Source organism: Allobosea sp. 10L422 (assembly GCF_056395345.1).
This window is the reverse complement of record NZ_JBFTJI010000005.1, coordinates 351,828-368,510: the sequence shown is the minus strand read 5'-3', so window position 1 is coordinate 368,510 and position 16,683 is coordinate 351,828. Positions and strand designations below refer to the sequence as shown.

Genomic DNA, 16,683 nt, shown 5'->3' with positions numbered 1-16,683 from the left:
TCTCTTTCTGTCTTCAATTTTCAAACAGCAGGGCTTCAACAAAACCGACAGAACCTCACCCGGCGAACCGGCCTCAGCCCCAGCGTCCTTAGGAAGCGCAGAAGAGGCGCCGCTCAGCGGCGGCGCCGTCTCGATGGGTGGCTTATAGGGCGCGCCCCTTTTCGCTGTCAACGCCGATTTTGAAAGTTTTTCGACAACGCCAGAATTTTTAGTGAATTCAATGAGTTATCTGGAATCATGAGTTTTCCACAAGGTCGGGAGCACCATTCTCGTCCGCTCCGGGGCCAAACCGGCGCCATCCCTCATGAGGCCAGAGGGAAGATGCCGCGGGAACGCGAGAGCCCGTGCCTTCAGGATGCAGCGGGCGCATCGCTCAACGCTTCCGCCAGGAAGTCACTCAGGGCCACCACGGCCGCCGCCGCGCGCCCCGGCGCCTGGTGCAGTGCGATCTCCGAGGCCGGCAAGGCCGGCAGCCCCTGCTCCGGCCCCAGCAACTCTAACTCCGGGCGTGCGGTGCCGGCCTTGACCACGGTCAGCGCCGCCCCCGATGCCGCCATGGCCTCGACGGCACCGATGCTCGACGAGGAGAACAGGATGCGCCAGCGCAGCCCGGCTTCGTTCAGCGCTTCCAATGCCCATTCGCGAAACATATTGGGCGCCTTCAGCAAGGCGAGCTCCAACGGCTCCACCAGCGAGAAACTGGCCCGATCCGCGCAGGCCCAGGCGGTGCGTTCCCGGCGCAGGACCCGGCCCCGACCATCGCCGGCCTTCTGCGTGGCGAGAACCAGGTCGAACTCTTCGCCGAGGCTGTTCAGCAGGTCGCGGGTGAATCCGGTCGTGACCTCGAGCTCGACCTCGGGGTGGGAGCGGGCAAAGCGGGCGAGCGTTTCCGGCAAGACGATGGTGGCGTAGTCATCCATGACCGCCAGCCTGACTCGGCCGCTGACGCTCTGCGCATTGATGACGTCGAGCGCCTCGTCATGCAGCGAGACGATACGGCGGGCATAGCCGAGGAACTGCTCGCCCGCGCGCGTCAGCGCCACTTCCTGCGGCGAACGCTGCAACAGCGTCTGCCCCGCCAGTTCCTCGAGCCGGCGGATCTGGGTGCTGACGGTCGACTGGCTGCGGAACAGCGCGGCCGCCGCGCGGGTAAAGCTGCGCAGCTCCGCGACAGTGACGAAGCTGCGCAGCAGATCGACGTCGATATTGCGCAGCATGGTGCAGCAGCCCTCGCCTCGTCGCGTTCCAGCGGGTGCCGTTATGCCAATTCGGAAACCATCTGTCCCGTAGGCAGAGCCCGTGGCCGCCATGCGCGGCGCCGATCATGGAAATCGAAGAATTCAATTTTGTCGCAGGGCGCGGCAACGGTAGTTTGCCGCCCAACGGGACATCAGGAGCCCGAGACCGGAGACGCATGAGATGCCCAGGCTGAGATCCGCAACCTCCACCCATGGCCGCAACATGGCCGGCGCCCGCGGCCTGTGGCGCGCCACCGGCATGAAGGATGGCGATTTCGGCAAGCCGATCATCGCCGTCGTGAACTCCTTCACCCAGTTCGTGCCGGGCCATGTCCATCTCCAGGACCTCGGCCAGCTCGTCGCACGCGAGATCGAGAAGGCCGGCGGCGTCGCCAAGGAGTTCAACACCATCGCCGTCGATGACGGCATCGCGATGGGCCATGACGGCATGCTTTACAGCCTGCCCTCGCGCGAGCTCATCGCCGACAGCGTCGAGTACATGGTCAACGCCCATTGCGCCGACGCGATGGTCTGCATATCCAACTGCGACAAGATCACTCCGGGCATGCTGATGGCGGCGATGCGCCTGAACATCCCGACTGTCTTCGTCTCGGGTGGACCGATGGAGGCCGGCAAATTCATCGCCGAGGGCGTGCTGAAGAAGGTCGACCTCGTCGATGCGATGATCGCGGCCGCCGACGACAAGTATACCGATGCCGAGGTCGACGTGATCGAGCGTTCGGCCTGCCCGACCTGCGGCTCCTGCTCGGGCATGTTCACCGCAAACTCGATGAACTGCCTGACCGAGGCGCTCGGCCTCGCCCTTCCCGGCAACGGCTCGACGCTCGCGACCCATGCCGACCGCAAGCGCCTCTTCGTCGAGGCCGGCCATCTGATCGTCGATATCGCCCGCCGCTACTACGAACAGGACGACGAGAGCGTGCTGCCGCGCAATGTCGGCTCGTTCAAGGCGTTTGAGAACGCGATGACGCTCGACATCGCCATGGGCGGCTCGACCAACACGGTGCTGCACCTGCTGGCGGCGGCCCATGAGGCCGAGATCGACTTCACCATGGCGGATATCGACCGGCTTTCGCGGCGCGTGCCCGTGCTTTGCAAGGTCGCTCCGGCCGTCGCTAACGTGCATATGGAAGACGTCCACCGCGCCGGCGGCATCATGGCGATCCTCGGCGAGCTCGACCGCGCCGGGTTGATCGACACCTCGCTGCCGACCGTTCACAGCGCGACGATGGCCGAAGCTCTCTCGCGTTGGGACATCACGCTGACGCAGAGCGAGGCGGTGCGCTCCTTCTATAGCGCGGCGCCCGGCGGCGTGCCGACCCAGACCGCCTTCAGCCAGGACCGGCGCTTCGAGGAGCTCGACGACGACCGCGAGAAGGGGGTGATCCGCAGCGCCGAGCATGCCTATTCGAGGGATGGCGGGCTCGCCGTRCTCTTCGGCAACATCGCGCTGGACGGCTGCATCGTGAAGACGGCGGGCGTAGACGCCTCCATCCTGAAATTCGCCGGTCCTGCCGTGATCTTCGAGAGCCAGGACGCGGCGGTCGACGGCATCCTCAACCGCAAGGTCAATCCCGGCGATATCGTGCTGATCCGCTATGAGGGGCCGCGCGGCGGGCCGGGCATGCAGGAGATGCTCTATCCGACGAGCTATCTGAAGTCGAAGGGGCTCGGCAAAGCCTGCGCGCTCATCACGGACGGCCGGTTCTCGGGCGGCTCCTCCGGCCTCTCAATCGGCCATGTCTCGCCGGAAGCGGCCGAGGGCGGCGCGATCGGCCTTGTCGAGAGCGGCGACATCATCGCGATCGACATCCCCAACCGCAGCATCTCGTTGCAGGTTTCCGACGACGAGCTGACGCGCCGCCGCGCAGCGATGGAGGCCAAGGGCAAGGATGCCTGGAAGCCGTCCGCGCCGCGCAAGCGCAAGGTCTCGACCGCGCTCAAGGCCTATGCTGCGACGACGACGAGCGCCGCCAAGGGCGCGGTGCGCGTGGTCGACTGATCGTCTTTGGGTCGACCGGCCAACTCGGCCGGTCGACCCATTCTATAGAGATCAAATTTCCCAGCGCTGTCACGCGAAGAGCGATTTCTGCTTTTCATATCTTCGGGCTCGGGTGCGGCAGCAGAATCGCATTGTCTGGACACATTCTCCGGCGTATTGAGCCTGCCGAAATTTTGAGCAGCGCTAGCCGAGTTCAATGTCTCTCCCCGTTCCCGACCCACAGACCGGCCGACGCTGGCGCAGCAGGGTCTTCGCGCCGATCCTGGCCGGCGCGACATGGCGAGACCGACTCGTCGCATGCTTCGGCGCGTTGATCGGGGTCGGGGCGACCGGGCTTATCTGCGGGCTTCTGCTCGGCAACGATCCCCATCTGCCGCTGCTTGCCGCGCCGATGGGTGCATCCGCCCTGCTCCTTTTCGCCATCCCATCGAGCCCGCTCGCGCAGCCCTGGTCGATCGTCGGCGGCAATACTGTCTCGGCGCTGATCGGATTGCTTGTCGGCCGTTACGTTCCCGAGCCCGCCATCGCGGCCGGCAGCGCCGTCGCGCTCGCCATTGCCGCCATGTCGCTGCTGCGCTGCCTGCATCCGCCCGGTGGGGCGGCGGCCTTGACGGCCGCGCTCGGCGGCCCGCTCGTCTCGGCCTACGGCCTCGGCTTCGCCTTCGTGCCGGTTGGGCTGAACGCGCTGGTGCTTACCCTGTTCGGCGTTCTGTTTCACCGCTTCTCCAGCCATAGCTATCCGCATCGTCCTGTGGCCGCCGCCAATCCACACGGAACGAAGGACCTGCCGGCCAGCCAACGTATCGGCTTCAACGAGGCCGATATCGATGCCGCGCTCGGCGATCTCGGCGAGGCCTTCGACATCGACCGCGGGGATCTCGACCAGTTGCTGCGGCGCGTCGAGATGCATGCGCTCTCGCGCTCCCGTGGACTGCCGCGCTGCGCCGATATCATGTCCCGCGACATCGTCCGCATCGACCGACACGGCGGGATCGAAACCGCACGCGCGCTCCTGCTCGAACATGGCGTTCGTGCCCTGCCCGTCGTCGATCACGACAACCGGCTGCTCGGCATGGTCGGGCTGCGCGAGCTGACGCGACCGGGCCTGCGCGTCGACGATGTCATGGCCCCGGCCCGCACCGCCGGCCCCGATGCCCACGCCATCGAGCTGATCGCGCCGCTGACCGATGGCTGCCGCCACGCCGTCGGGATCGTCGACGAAGCGCAGCATCTGCTCGGGCTGGTGACGCAGAGCGACCTGCTCGCCATGCTGCTCAAGCCGCTGCGGCAGGAAGCCGCCTGATCAGCGCGGCACCAAAAAACGTTCCCCCTTTCGCCCGTCCTCCTTTAGCTTGCCGCCAATCTCATCGGAGGAACCGCAATGCGGGCCGCGGCCGTCGCCTTGATCTGCCTTTTGTCGCTTCCTGCGGAGGCGGCCGGCCCGTTCGGAAAGATCGTCGTCGGCAACTGGTCGGGCGGTACCTTCACCAACGACCAGACCGGCGCCTTCTCGCATTGCGCCGTCAGCGCCCGCTACAAGAGCGGCGTGACGATGCTGACCTCGGTCACCGCGCAGTATTCCTGGCTGCTCGGCTTCACCAGGCCCGACTGGAAGCTCAGGGCCGGCGAGACGCTCAATCTCCGGCTCGTCTTCGACCGCAGCTCGACCATCGATGTGACCGCGAACATCAAGACACGGACGCTGCTCACCATCGCGATGCCGGCGCAATCAAATCTGATCAACGCCTTCCGCCAGGGCCGCTACCTCGAGCTGATCGCCAATGACGCACGCTATACCTTCGCGCTGACCTCGACCGGCGAGATGCTGCCGGCTCTGGTCGAATGCGTGAAGCAGAGCGCCAATGCACGCGGCCCGGTGACACCCGGCGCGCCCGCTCAGGCTCAGACGCCAGAGGCGACGGAGAAGGAGCGCGCGGCACGGGCCGAAAAGAAGGCGCTGCTGGAGAAGACGCGCGACCTGATCCGCAGCAAAATGCTGGCCTGCATCGGCCGGGAGGGAACGCCGATGCTGCTCACCGACGAGAAGGCGGAGGTCGTCGCCAAGGCGGCCATGCTGTTCTGCAAGGGGGACGTCGACGCGCTGACCAATGCCACGATCGAGCTGATCGAGACCGAGGACGGCCGCCCCGCCAATCGGGGCGCGGTCCGCGAGGCGGCGGAAAAGCGGGTTCAGGAAGTCGTGACGGCACATATCATCCGCGCCCGTGGCGAGATGCTCGGCAAGGGGCAAAGGCCGTCCGATCCTGCGCCGTTGAGACCGTCCGACCCTGCTTCTCGTCCGTCGCAGATGCTCTGAAACGCAAAACGCCGCGCCTTGCGGCGCGGCGTTTCGAACGCTGATCGATGCGAGGATCAGCCCTTGAGCTTGGTGTTGCACTGGCTCCAGTAGCCGCCGCCCTTCTCGATCCATTTCAGCTCGCCATTGGCGTTGGCCGCCTTGTTGGCGTTGTACTGGTCGACGCAGGTCTTGAGGCGCGCCTTGCCGGCGGTCTCGTTCGAATATTTCTGCGAAACGGCCTTGGGGAAGACCGCGGCCCTTGCCTTGGCGGACGGCATCGCCATGGGCTTGCCAGCCGGAGCGGCCGTCGTCGCGGCCGGAGCGGCAGGCTTCGCCGGCTCGGCCGGCACCGCGGCCGCGGCCTCGTCGTCGGCGGCATCGTCGTCACCACACTGGGCCTTGCGGAAATCGTTCCACTTCTGGCCCTTGAGCGTATTGGCCTTCTTGGCGTCCTGATACTTGACGCTGCACTCCTTCATCGTCAGCGCCGAGGCCGGCGCCACGGTGAAGGATGCAAGAGCAAGGGCCGATGCGGATGCGAGAATGAATGTCCTGAACATGACCTTCTCCATGGCAAAGCGTACTGCCGCCGGTCGGCATGCCACTCCGATTTACGCCCCGAGGCAAGCCCTTTTCCGGCGCGCCGAATAACCTTTCGCCTGCAAAATGTTCCTTTGTAGGCAAGCCCTTGCGCGATCGCGGAGAGAAAGCCGGAGAGTAAGCCCGGCAGATCTTTCAGTCTCTCCTTGCCGGGTCGCCCGATTTCCCTGCTATATGACGGCCCATCGCACATCTGGAGACGATATGGCACGGCCCTCCGACGCCGCGAAGGACCGCGAGCTCATCCGCATTCTCACCGAAAATGCCCGGCTTCCCCTGTCCGACATCGCCAAGCAGCTCGGCGTCTCGCGGGCGACCGTGCAGGGACGGCTGGCCCGGCTGGAACGCGACGGCGTGATCGCCGGCTACACCACGATCCTGGGCAAGGCGACCCGGCCCGCCACCACGATCTCCGCCCTCATCCTGATCGAGCTCGAGGTGAAGCAGCAGGGCGGCGTGGTCGCAGCCCTGAAAAAGCGGCCCGAAATCGTGCAATGCCACACGCTGAGCGGCCATTTCGATCTCTCCGTCAAGATCGAGTGCGAGACGGCGAGCGACCTCGACACCATCATCGACTGGATCGCCGAGATGGAAGGCGTCCGGCGCACGACGTCCTCCGTGATTCTGGCCCGGAAATTCGAGCGCTGACGCTGCCACGACGGCGCGGCCGGGAACCGCGTTGTCGATTTCCCATCGATATGGCGCATATCCCTTCTTCTCGCGGGCACATCGCTGCGTGCAGCGGCGATCCGCTCGTTAAAGCCTGCGTCGCCTGAGGCGATGAATGACGAGAGAGGGAGGTGCCTTGCCTGCCCGACCCGTCAGGAGATCGCGACATGACCATCCAGAAGCAACGCATCGCCGTGCTCGGCGCCGGCCAGATCGGCGTCATCATCGCCGGCATGCTGGCCGAGCAGGGCCATGAGGTGACGCTGGCCGACGCTTCCGCGGCGCAGCTCAAGCATGCCACCGGCGGCCGCTTCGCCACCGCAACGGTCGACGCCGCCGACCTCGGCGCGCTCAGCGCCTTCCTCAAGGACCGCGACATCGTCGTCAGCGCCTGCCCGTACTTCCTGAACAAGGGCATCGCCAAGGTCGCGGCCGAAACCAAGACCCATTATTTCGATCTGACCGAGGACGTCGCCACCACCTCCTACATCAAGGAGCTCGGCGCCACCTCCGAGGTCGCGCTGGTGCCGCAATGCGGTCTGGCCCCCGGCTTCATCTGCATCCTCGGCGCCGACATGGCCGCTCGCTTCGAAAATGTCCGCGCCATCAAGATGCGCGTCGGCGCGCTGCCGCTCTACCCGACCAATGCGTTGCGCTACAACGTGACCTGGTCGGTCGACGGCCTGATCAACGAATACTGCAACCCCTGCGAGATCGTCTTCGACGGCCAGCCGACCCTGGTGCCGGCGCTCGAAGGCATCGAGAGCGTGATGATCGACGGCGTCGCCTACGAGGCGTTCAACACCTCGGGCGGGCTCGGCACCCTGACCGAGACGCTCGCCGGCAAGGTGCGCAACATGAGCTACAAGACACTGCGCTATCCCGGCCATGCCGAGATCATGAAGCTCCTGCTGCGCGATCTCGATCTCGCCGACGACCGCGAGACCCTGCGCCGCATCCTCACGCATTCCGCGCCCTTCACCCGCAAGGACGTGGTCGTGATCTTCGTGACCGGCGTCGGCGAGCGCCGCGGCCGCCTCGAAGAAGAGAGCGTCGTGCTGCGCTATGACGGCAATGACGAGCTCGGCGCGATCCAGCTCACCACCGCTGCCGGCTGCGTCGCGATGGTCGAGCTCTTCCTCGCCGGCAAGCTGCCCGCCAAGGGCTTCGTGCGCCAGGAGGATGCCGTCCTCGCCGACTTCCTTGCGACCAAGGCGGGCGGCCGGCTGGTGCGCGAGGCGCGCGGCGTCGACGCCGAAGGCCTCGCCCCCACCGTGGCGGTCAAGAGCGCGGCCTGAGAGCTCGCGCTCCCTCCGACAGTCAGGCTCTGCCCGTCAGAGCCTGACGCCCAGGCCGCGCAGCTCGGCGCGCAGGTCGATGGGCTCGACGAAATGGACGGTCCGCATGCCGATACCGCGGGCCCCCACGATGTTCTTCTCGCTGTCATCGACGAAGATGCAATCGCCGGCGTCGAGGCCGTAGCGGCCGAGCAGCACCTCGTAGATCGCCGGGTCCGGCTTCAGCAGCCGCTCATGGGCGGAGACGACGACGCCGTCGAAGCTCTGCAGGAACGGGAAGCGGATCAGGCATTCCGCCCATTTCTCGCGCGAGAAATTGGTGATGGCGTAGACCTTTTCGCCCTGTCTCTTCAGCTCTTCCAGAACCGCGACGCTGTCGGCGATGGTGTGGGGCACGCTGTCATGCCAGCTTTCATTGAAGGCGCGGATCTCGCGCTCCCATTCCGGATGCCGCGCGACCAGCAACGCCACGCCCTCCTCCCAGGAGCGGCCGCGATCCTGCTCCAGATTCCAGTCGCCCGTGCAGATGTTCTGCATGAACCAGTCGAGCCGCTCGGCCTCCGGGATCAGCGTGCTGTAGATCAGCCGCGCGTCCCAGCGCAGCAGGACATTGCCGACATCGAAGACGACGGTGGGATTGCTGGAAGCCATCGTGAAACCCGCTTGAAATGGACCGGCAGGACAGCCCATTCACACGCTTGTGTCCAGACGTGCAGGACAGTGGCCGACCCTATCGTTTATGCCGAGGCATGAGCCTTCGCATCGGAGACCCGCCCGTGAAAGCATGGCTGCCATGGACCGACCGACAGGGCCGCTTCTCGCCCTTGCGGGCCGCGGCCTTCGCATTGCTGTTCGTACCGGCGCTGCTCCTGCTCCATGCCGCGTGGATGCATCAGCTCGGCTCCAAGCCCTGGACCGAAGCGATCCACCAGACCGGGACCTGGGCGGTCAGGATCCTCATCGTCACGCTCGCCGTCTCGCCGTTCCGGCGGCTGTTCGACTGGGGCAAGCTGATCGGCATCCGCCGCATGGTCGGGCTCGGCGTGATGGCCTATGCACTCGGCCATCTCTCCCTCTACTTCATCGACATGGCGTTCGATTGGGGGCTGATCGTTTCCGAGATCGTCAAGCGCTTCTACCTGACCATTGGCTTCGTGGCGCTCCTCGGCCTCTGCGCGCTCGGCGCCACCTCGACCGACGGCATGATCCGCCGGCTCGGCAAGAACTGGCAGCGCCTGCACAATCTCGTCTATCCGATCGCGATACTGGCGCTGCTGCACTTCGCGCTGCAATCCAAGATCGACGTCACCGAGCCGGTGCTGACGAGCGGGCTCTTCCTGCTGCTGATGCTCTATCGCGGCCTGTATCGCTGGAAGCTGCCGGTCTCGGTTCCGGCCCTGGCCGGCATCGCGCTTCTCGCAGGGCTGCTCACCGCAGGGCTGGAAGCGGGCTGGTATGCCGCGACTTCCGGTGTCTCGGCCTGGCTGGTCTTCCAGGCCAATGCCGACATCCTGACCTATCAGGATTACGCCTCGCTGCGGCCGTCGCATTGGGTCGCCCTGGCCGGGCTTCTGGTCGCATTCGGCCATGGCTTGCGCGCACGCAAGCCGCGCCCGCCACGGCAGGTGCGCCAACCCGCGGTGGCGTAAGTGACCGTTTGGAACCTCCAGCCCTCATCCTGAGGAGCGCCTTCAGGCGCGTCTCGAAGGATGCTCCAGATATCTCCTGAGCCTCCTGGAGCATCCTTCGAGACGGCATTCCCAAGGGAATGGCTCCTCAGGATGAGGGCTCAGTCAATTTTCAAACGGGCTCCAAGGAGAAAAACGTTCCAAGTTTCGACATCTTCCGGATGGAAAGGATTTCCCCTCCCGCACTCATGCTCTAACCCTATGGCATGCCTGACGACCCGCACGCCCAGCCCACGGCCGATGTCATAGAAGCCGAGCTCGCCTCGGAAGGCATCAAACCAGCGCAGGCTCGGGTCTCGCCCTTCGTTCCGCTGCAGCAGCCTATTTTCCGCGCCGTCTGGTTCGCCAGCCTCGCCTCGAATTTCGGCGGCCTGATCCAGGCGGTCGGCGCCTCCTGGATGATGGCCTCGATCTCGCCCTCGGCCGAGATGGTGGCGCTGGTGCAGTCCTCGACCACGCTGCCGGTGATGCTGTTCTCGCTGGCCGCCGGCGCCATCGCCGACAATTACGATCGCCGCCGCATCCTGCTGGTCGCGCAAATCTTCATGCTGCTGGTCTCCATCGGGCTGGCTGCCGTCGCCTGGTTCGGCCTGATCACGCCCTGGCTGCTCCTGACCTTCACCTTCCTGATCGGCTGCGGCACGGCGCTCAACAACCCGGCCTGGCAATCATCGGTCGGAGACATGGTGCCGCGCCGCGACGTGCCGGCGGCGGTGACGTTGAACAGCGTCGCCTTCAACATCGCCCGCAGCGTCGGCCCGGCCATCGGCGGCGCCATCGTCGCGGCGGCCGGCGCGGTCGCGGCCTTCGCCATCAATGCCGTCAGCTACATCCCCCTTCTCATCGTGCTGGCGCGCTGGCGGCCGCCCAAGGTCGAACGTCTCCTGCCGCGCGAGACGATGCTGATCGCGATGGGCGCGGGCGTGCGCTATGTCGCGATGTCGCCGAATATCCGCTCCGTCATCCTGCGCGCCTTCGTCTACGGCTTCGGCGCCATCGTCGGGCTGGCGCTATTGCCGCTGATCGCGCGCGACCTCGTCCGCGGCGGCCCGCTGACCTATGGCGTGCTGCTCGGCGCCTTCGGCGCGGGCGCGGTGGCCGGCGCCTTCATGAGTGCGCGCCTGCGGCGGGCGATGAGCACGGAAGCTCTGGTTCGCTCCACATTTACCGCCTACGCCGTGGGCGTCATTTTCGTCGCGCTCAGCTCGACCATGCCGCTGGCGATGGCCGGGCTCTTCGTCTGCGGCGCCTGCTGGGTGCTCGCGCTCTCGACCTTCAATGCCACGGTGCAGCTCTCGGCCCCGCGCTGGGTCGTCGGCCGTGCGCTCGCGACCTACCAGATGGCGGCCTTCGGCGGGATGGCGACCGGCAGCTGGGCCTGGGGCCGGCTCGCTCAGCATTTCGGCGTCGAGAAGGCGCTGCTGATCTCGGCGGTCACGCTGCTGGCCGGCGCCGCGCTCGGGCTGCGCTACCGGCTGCCGCCGCTGGAGGAGCTCAATCTCGATCCGCTCAGCCGCTGGCGCGAGCCGAAGGTCGCGGTCGACATCGAGCCGCGCTCCGGCCCGGTGATCGTGACGATCGAATACATCATCAAGCCGGAAGACGTCGTCGCCTTCCTGACCGTGATGGCGGAGCGGCGCCGCATCCGGCGCCGCGACGGCGCCCGGCACTGGACCCTGCTGCGCGACCTGACCGATCCGACGCTCTGGATCGAGCGCTACGACAGTCCGACATGGGTCGAATATGTCCGGCAGAACCAGCGCGTCACCCAGGCCGATGCCGAGATCGGCGAGCAGGTACGCGCGCTGCATAGTGGGCCGAACCCGCCGGTGGTCCACCGCATGATCGAGCGGCAGACAACTTCCCTGCCGCAATTGCCGGCGGCGAGGTCTCCGACGCTGGCCGACTCGCTGGCCGACTCATCGCGGCCAGCCTGAGATGGAGTCGAAGCGTCACTGCGGGGCTTCGCGCCAGCGACGCGCCCGGAAATGACGGGCGCTCCCCAGGTCGGTCCGGTCAGCCGACGATCCAGAGGCCGGCGAGACCGACCATGCCGACGATGATCCGCCACCAGGCAAAGGGGGCGAAGCCGCGCTTCGAGACGAAGTCGAGGAAGCTGCGCACCACGATCAGCGCCGAGAAGAAGGCCGCGATGAAGCCGACGACGATCAGGATGCCGTCGTCGAAGGTCAGGTCCTTGTAGCTCTTCAGCAGATCATAGGCGAAGGCGCCTGCCATGGTCGGCATGGCGAGGAAGAAGGAGAACTCCGCCGCGGCGCGCTTGCTGGCACCGAGCAGCATGGCGCCGACGATGGTCGAGCCCGAGCGCGAGACGCCGGGGATCATCGCCAGGCACTGGATCAGGCCGATCTTGAAATACATCGGCAGCGGGAAAGTCGTGGCGTCGGTGTGCTTTTCCTGCAGCTCCATCTCGTCCACGACGAGCAGGATCAGGCCGCCGGCGATCAGGGCGCAGCAAACGATGAACGGGTTGAACAGCACGCTCTTGATGAAGCCGTGCAAGGCGGCGCCGATGATCGCGGCGGGCAGGAAGGCGATCAGCACGCCGATGACGAAGCGCCGGGCGGAGGGGTCCGTCGGCAGGCGTCGCGCGATGTCCAGCAGGCGGCGGAAATAGACCAGCAGGATCGCGAGGATCGCGCCGAGCTGGATCAGCACCTCGAAGGTCTTGCCGTTCGATTCGAAGCCGAGGAAATGGCCCAGCAACAGCAGATGGCCCGTCGAGGAGACCGGCAGGAACTCGGTGAGGCCCTCGACGATGCCGAGGACGAAGGCTTCGATCAGGTTCTGCATGCGGGAGATCCTCGCGCGAATCAGACCGCACCTGGCCGGGCATCGGTCGTCGTCTCGTCGGCTTACGCCCAGGCCTTTGCAAATTGGTTACCACTTTGCGAAGGAGCCGGGACAAATTGCAGGCACCCGCATTGCCGCGGCTTGTGACGCTTTTCGGGCATGACTATAGCAAGCCTCGCCGCCCCTTCGGATCGCGACAAAGTCCGGCGGCCCTGCTTCCGACGCATTTTGCCTGCTTCACAAGTCTTCATGAGTGCCATGGCGACCCTGTACCATTACCCGCTATGTCCGCATTCGCGTTTCATCCGTCTCGTACTTGGCGAGTTCGGCATGGAGGCCGAATTGGTCGAGGAGCGCGTCTGGGAGCGACGACGGGAATTCCTCGAGCTCAACACGGCGGGGACGACGCCCGTCTTCCAGGAGCAGAACGGGCTACCTGTGCCCGGCGCGGGACCGATCGCGGAATATCTCGACGAGACCCGCGGGCTTGCGCTCGGCGATCGCCGCCTGCTGCCGGAAGGGCCCGGCGAGCGCGTCGAGGTGCGCCGCCTGCTCGACTGGTTCAACGTCAAGTTCCATGAGGAGATCACCGGCCCGCTCGTGATGGAAAAGGTGATGAAGCGGTTCATGAGCCGCGACGAGGGCGGCGGACCGCCGGAAATGAGCGCGATCCGCGCGGCGCGCGCCAATGTGCGCTATCATCTGCGCTACATCTCCTGGCTGCTGGCCAAAAGGAACTGGCTCGCGGGCTCGCAGCTGAGCTATGCCGATCTCGCGGCGGCGGCGCATCTGTCCTGCGTCGATTATCTCGGCGAYGTGCCCTGGGAAGAGGATGAGGCGGCYCGCTCATGGTATGCGAGGATCAAGTCGAGACCGAGCTTCCGGCCGCTGCTGAGCGACCGCATGCCCGGCATGTCTCCGAGCGCGCATTACGACAATCTGGACTTCTGAGCGGCGAGAAGCTGAAGCGCGCCGTCGCTGAGCGGGCGCTCGGTGAAGGCTTTGCCGTGATGCGCGTCGCCGCTGCCGACGCCATACCCGAGGCGCCCGAGCGGCTCGAAGCCTGGCTCGCCAGCGGCTATCAGGGCGAGATGAGCTGGATGGAGGAGCGCCGTGAGCAGCGCGCCGATCCGCGCCGGCTGTGGGGCGAGGTCCGCTCCGTCATCATGCTCGGCATGAACTATGCGGGCGACGGCGATCCGCTCGCGACGCTGGCTCAGCGCGACAAGGCTGCGATTTCGCTCTATGCGCGCCGGCGCGACTATCACGACGTCATCAAGGGCAAGCTGAAGAGCGTGGCCGGGCTGCTCGCCGCGCGCGGCGGCGCCGACGTCAAGGTCTTCGTCGACACCGCCCCGGTGATGGAGAAACCGCTGGCGCAGGCGGCCGGGCTGGGCTGGCAGGGCAAGCACACCGTGCTGGTCTCGCGCGAGCACGGCTCCTGGCTGCTCCTCGGCGCGATCTACACCACCGCGGAGCTGCCGGCCGATGCGGCCGAGCGCGATCATTGCGGCTCCTGCCGGCGCTGCCTCGACATCTGCCCGACAGACGCCTTTCCGGCGCCCTACCGGCTCGATGCGCGCCGCTGCATCGCCTATCTCACGATCGAGCATCCCGGCCATATCGATGCAGAGCTGCGGCCGGGCATCGGCAACCGCGTCTTCGGCTGCGATGACTGCCTCGCCGTCTGCCCCTGGAACAAATTCGCGCAGACCGCGCAGGAAACCCGGCTCGCCCTCAAGAACGAACTCGACGGGCTGGACCTCGCCGCGCTCGCCCGCCTCGACGACGCCGCGTTCCGCACGCTCTTCGCCGGGACGCCGGTCAAGCGCACCGGACGCGACCGCTTCCTGCGCAATGTGCTGATCGCCATCGGCAATAGCGGCCGACCGGAACTTGCCGAGAGCGCCCTGCCCCATCTCGCCGACCCTTCGCCGCTCGTCCGTGCCATGGCGGTCTGGGCGCTCGGCCGAGTCGCTCCCGAAAGTGTCAGCGAGCGCGCCGCGGCGGGACTCGCCGGCGAAGACGATCCGCAAGTGCGCGCCGAATGGCTCGCACTGACGCTTCAGACGGAAGATGCCGCATGAACATCCTGATCCTCGGCCTCGGCTATTCGGCCGGCTTTTTCGCGCGCGCCGCGCTGGCGCGGGGATGGGAAGTGACCGGCACCGTCCGCTCCGCCGAGAAGGCGGCGCAGCTCAGCCGCGAAGGCATCAGGACATTGGTCTTCGGCGGCTTCGCCGTGTCCTCGGCGCTCAGCAAGGCGGTGGCGGAGGCCGACGCGGTGCTCGTCTCGGTGCAGCCGGCTGAGGATGGCGACCCGGCACTCGGCCCGCTGCGCGGCGCGCTCGCTGCGGCACCCAACCTGCGCTGGATCGGCTATCTCTCGACGATCGGCGTCTATGGCGACCAAAGCGGCGCCTGGATCGACGAAGCCACGCCGCCGGCTCCAACCAACGGCCGCACCCGCCAGCGCGTCGCGATCGAGGAGGCCTGGCTGCAGCTTGGGCGCGATAGCGGCAAGCCGGTGCAGATATTCCGTCTTTCCGGCATCTACGGCCCCGGCCGCAACGCCATCACCAAGCTGCGCGAGGGCAAGGCGAACCGGCTGATCAAGCCGGGGCAGGTTTTCAACCGCATCCATGTCGACGATATCGCCGAGGTGCTGATGGCCTCGCTGGCGCAGCCCCGCAACGGCGCGATCTACAACGTCACCGACGACGAGCCGGGGCCGCCGCAGGACGTCGTCACCTTCGCGGCCGAACTGACCGGCCTCGAACCGCCGCCGGAAACCCCATTCGCGCAAGCACAGCTCTCGCCGATGGCGGCGAGCTTCTACGGCGAGAGCAAGCGCGTCTCGAATGCGCTGGTGAAGCGGGAGTTCGGCTACGCCTTCCGCTACCCGACCTATCGCGAGGCGCTACGGGCGCTGGCCGCAGCCGGCGAATAGTGAGAGCAACCTCGCGCTTCCATCGCGAGGTTGCTGTCAGTTTTCGTTTTGTCGCATTTTCTTTACGCGAACCGGTGCTCACTTCGCTCGAAGATGCTCTAATGTCAGGCCGCGCGACGCGGGGTCTCGCCGCCATAGTAGTCGGTGTAGCGCTTGTCGATCGCCGAGACCGGCAGCACGACCAGCACGTCGGTCGTGCCGAACTGGCGGTCGATCACGGCGCCGGTGCCGAAGCGCGCGCCGATCCGAAGATAGCCCTTGATCAATGGGGGCAACTCCTTGAGCGCGAGCTTGGCGTCGATCATCTCCGACGGCAGGCGATCCATGCCTACGAAATGCTCGGGATGCGCAGCCGCGGCCCATTCGCCCTGCGAGCGAGCCTGATGGTGCAGGAAGCTCAACGGCAGGGCCAGCGAGTCGGGATCGGTCCCGTCGAAGGAGGCGCAGCCGAACATCGCATCGATGCGGTGATGCTGGAGATAGGCCCAGATACCGGACCAAAGCAGCTCGACCGTCCTCTTGGTGCGATAGGGCTTCAGCACGCAGGAGCGGCCGAGTTCGAGGAAGCGCTGACCGGGATGGCGCGCGAGCAGCGGCGCCAGATCGAATTCGCTCTGCGTGTAGAAACCGCCGAGCCGTTCGGCCGCGCTCTGGCGCATCAGCCGATAGGTGCCGACGACCTTGGGCTTGGTGCCGCCGAAGCGGCCGCGCGCCGCATGATCGATGACGAGGAGATGGTCACAGGCCTTGTCGAAGCGGTCGGCATCGCGGCGGAACATCCGCGAGACGACATCGGGCTTGGCCGACATTTCCTGGTAGAAGACACGGTAGCGCAGGCGCTGTGCCCGCCAGATCTCGCGCGGGCCGCGCGCCAGCCGGACCTCGAGCGAACCGAGCCGGCCGAGCGTGCCCGCAAGCGGCGGAGCCTCGCCGGGTTCGGCACCGAAACGCCGCATCGGGCCGCCCGCGATCAGCATCAGCGGAGCGAACCGGGTGAACGCATTGCCGGCTGAAAACCGGGAGGGCAGCGCGTTCTTGCTATCAGAAACGTGCAATGCCATCGCGAATCTCGATCCCTCAGCCGCGTTCGGCCTAGAGGTAGGC

General features: G+C 66.5%; 15 protein-coding genes. 10 read left to right on the top strand and 5 right to left on the bottom strand.

The annotated features are described in order from the left end of the window. Positions 1–350: 350 nt before the first annotated feature. Positions 351–1,217, bottom strand: coding sequence for a LysR substrate-binding domain-containing protein (locus AC1DEZ_RS13440; protein ID WP_476779805.1), 867 nt, complete (start codon positions 1,215–1,217; stop codon positions 351–353). Positions 1,218–1,419: 202 nt separating this feature from the next. Here AC1DEZ_RS13440 and ilvD point away from each other — a divergent pair, with 202 nt between their 5' ends. The 3 genes from ilvD (at position 1,420) to AC1DEZ_RS13425 (ending at position 5,578) form a co-directional block, all read left to right on the top strand. Further along, positions 1,420–3,261: a dihydroxy-acid dehydratase gene (ilvD, locus tag AC1DEZ_RS13435; protein ID WP_476779804.1), complete on the top strand. Its 1,842-nt coding sequence runs from the start codon at positions 1,420–1,422 to the stop codon at positions 3,259–3,261. 196 nt (positions 3,262–3,457) lie between these two features. Next, positions 3,458–4,564 carry an HPP family protein gene (locus AC1DEZ_RS13430; RefSeq protein WP_476779803.1) on the top strand — a complete coding sequence of 369 codons (1,107 nt, stop codon included), beginning with the start codon at positions 3,458–3,460 and terminating at the stop codon, positions 4,562–4,564. A gap of 78 nt (positions 4,565–4,642) precedes the next feature. Further along, the gene (locus AC1DEZ_RS13425) at positions 4,643–5,578 is read left to right on the top strand and encodes a hypothetical protein (RefSeq protein ID WP_476779802.1); all 936 of its coding nucleotides are present in this window, start codon (positions 4,643–4,645) and stop codon (positions 5,576–5,578) included. Between the two features lie 56 nt (positions 5,579–5,634). Here AC1DEZ_RS13425 and AC1DEZ_RS13420 read toward each other — a convergent pair whose 3' ends face one another. After that, positions 5,635–6,120 (bottom strand): hypothetical protein, encoded by a 486-nt coding sequence (locus AC1DEZ_RS13420; RefSeq protein WP_441509280.1) that lies wholly within the window; start codon positions 6,118–6,120, stop codon positions 5,635–5,637. 244 nt (positions 6,121–6,364) lie between these two features. Between AC1DEZ_RS13420 and AC1DEZ_RS13415 the strand changes: the two genes are divergently transcribed. Continuing rightward, complete coding sequence (locus tag AC1DEZ_RS13415; protein WP_149131092.1) at positions 6,365–6,808, top strand: Lrp/AsnC family transcriptional regulator; 444 nt, start codon at positions 6,365–6,367, stop codon at positions 6,806–6,808. Positions 6,809–6,996: 188 nt separating this feature from the next. Continuing rightward, complete coding sequence (locus tag AC1DEZ_RS13410) at positions 6,997–8,127, top strand: saccharopine dehydrogenase family protein (protein ID WP_476779801.1); 1,131 nt, start codon at positions 6,997–6,999, stop codon at positions 8,125–8,127. A gap of 36 nt (positions 8,128–8,163) precedes the next feature. Here AC1DEZ_RS13410 and AC1DEZ_RS13405 read toward each other — a convergent pair whose 3' ends face one another. Beyond that, positions 8,164–8,778, bottom strand: a complete 615-nt coding sequence (locus tag AC1DEZ_RS13405; protein WP_476779800.1) for an HAD family hydrolase — start codon at positions 8,776–8,778, stop codon at positions 8,164–8,166. A 125-nt stretch (positions 8,779–8,903) separates the two neighbouring features. Here AC1DEZ_RS13405 and AC1DEZ_RS13400 point away from each other — a divergent pair, with 125 nt between their 5' ends. Then, a complete protein-coding gene (locus tag AC1DEZ_RS13400; RefSeq protein ID WP_476779799.1) occupies positions 8,904–9,776 on the top strand; it encodes a protein-methionine-sulfoxide reductase heme-binding subunit MsrQ in 873 nt (290 codons plus the stop codon). A gap of 245 nt (positions 9,777–10,021) precedes the next feature. Beyond that, on the top strand, positions 10,022–11,752 hold the full coding sequence (locus AC1DEZ_RS13395; RefSeq protein WP_441509284.1) for an MFS transporter: 1,731 nt from the start codon (positions 10,022–10,024) through the stop codon (positions 11,750–11,752). A 79-nt stretch (positions 11,753–11,831) separates the two neighbouring features. On the opposite strand, the gene AC1DEZ_RS13390 is transcribed toward AC1DEZ_RS13395, so the two are convergent. Then, positions 11,832–12,629, bottom strand: coding sequence for an undecaprenyl-diphosphate phosphatase (locus tag AC1DEZ_RS13390; protein WP_441509285.1), 798 nt, complete (start codon positions 12,627–12,629; stop codon positions 11,832–11,834). 258 nt (positions 12,630–12,887) lie between these two features. On the opposite strand from AC1DEZ_RS13390, the gene AC1DEZ_RS13385 reads away from it, so the two are divergent. The 3 genes from AC1DEZ_RS13385 to AC1DEZ_RS13375 are packed head-to-tail and all read left to right on the top strand — an operon-like array spanning position 12,888 to position 15,579. Further along, positions 12,888–13,580 (top strand): glutathione S-transferase family protein, encoded by a 693-nt coding sequence (locus AC1DEZ_RS13385; RefSeq protein ID WP_476779798.1) that lies wholly within the window; start codon positions 12,888–12,890, stop codon positions 13,578–13,580. An 11-nt stretch (positions 13,581–13,591) separates the two neighbouring features. Continuing rightward, positions 13,592–14,716, top strand: a complete 1,125-nt coding sequence (gene queG / locus AC1DEZ_RS13380; protein ID WP_476779812.1) for a tRNA epoxyqueuosine(34) reductase QueG — start codon at positions 13,592–13,594, stop codon at positions 14,714–14,716. Continuing rightward, the gene (locus AC1DEZ_RS13375; protein WP_476779797.1) at positions 14,713–15,579 is read left to right on the top strand and encodes an SDR family oxidoreductase; all 867 of its coding nucleotides are present in this window, start codon (positions 14,713–14,715) and stop codon (positions 15,577–15,579) included. Before queG ends, AC1DEZ_RS13375 begins: the two co-directional genes overlap by 4 nt. Positions 15,580–15,683: 104 nt before the next feature. Here the strand turns inward: AC1DEZ_RS13375 and olsB are convergent, their stop codons facing one another. Next, positions 15,684–16,535, bottom strand: a complete 852-nt coding sequence (gene olsB / locus AC1DEZ_RS13370; RefSeq protein ID WP_476779811.1) for a l-ornithine N(alpha)-acyltransferase — start codon at positions 16,533–16,535, stop codon at positions 15,684–15,686. Between the last annotated feature and the right edge of the window lie 148 nt (positions 16,536–16,683).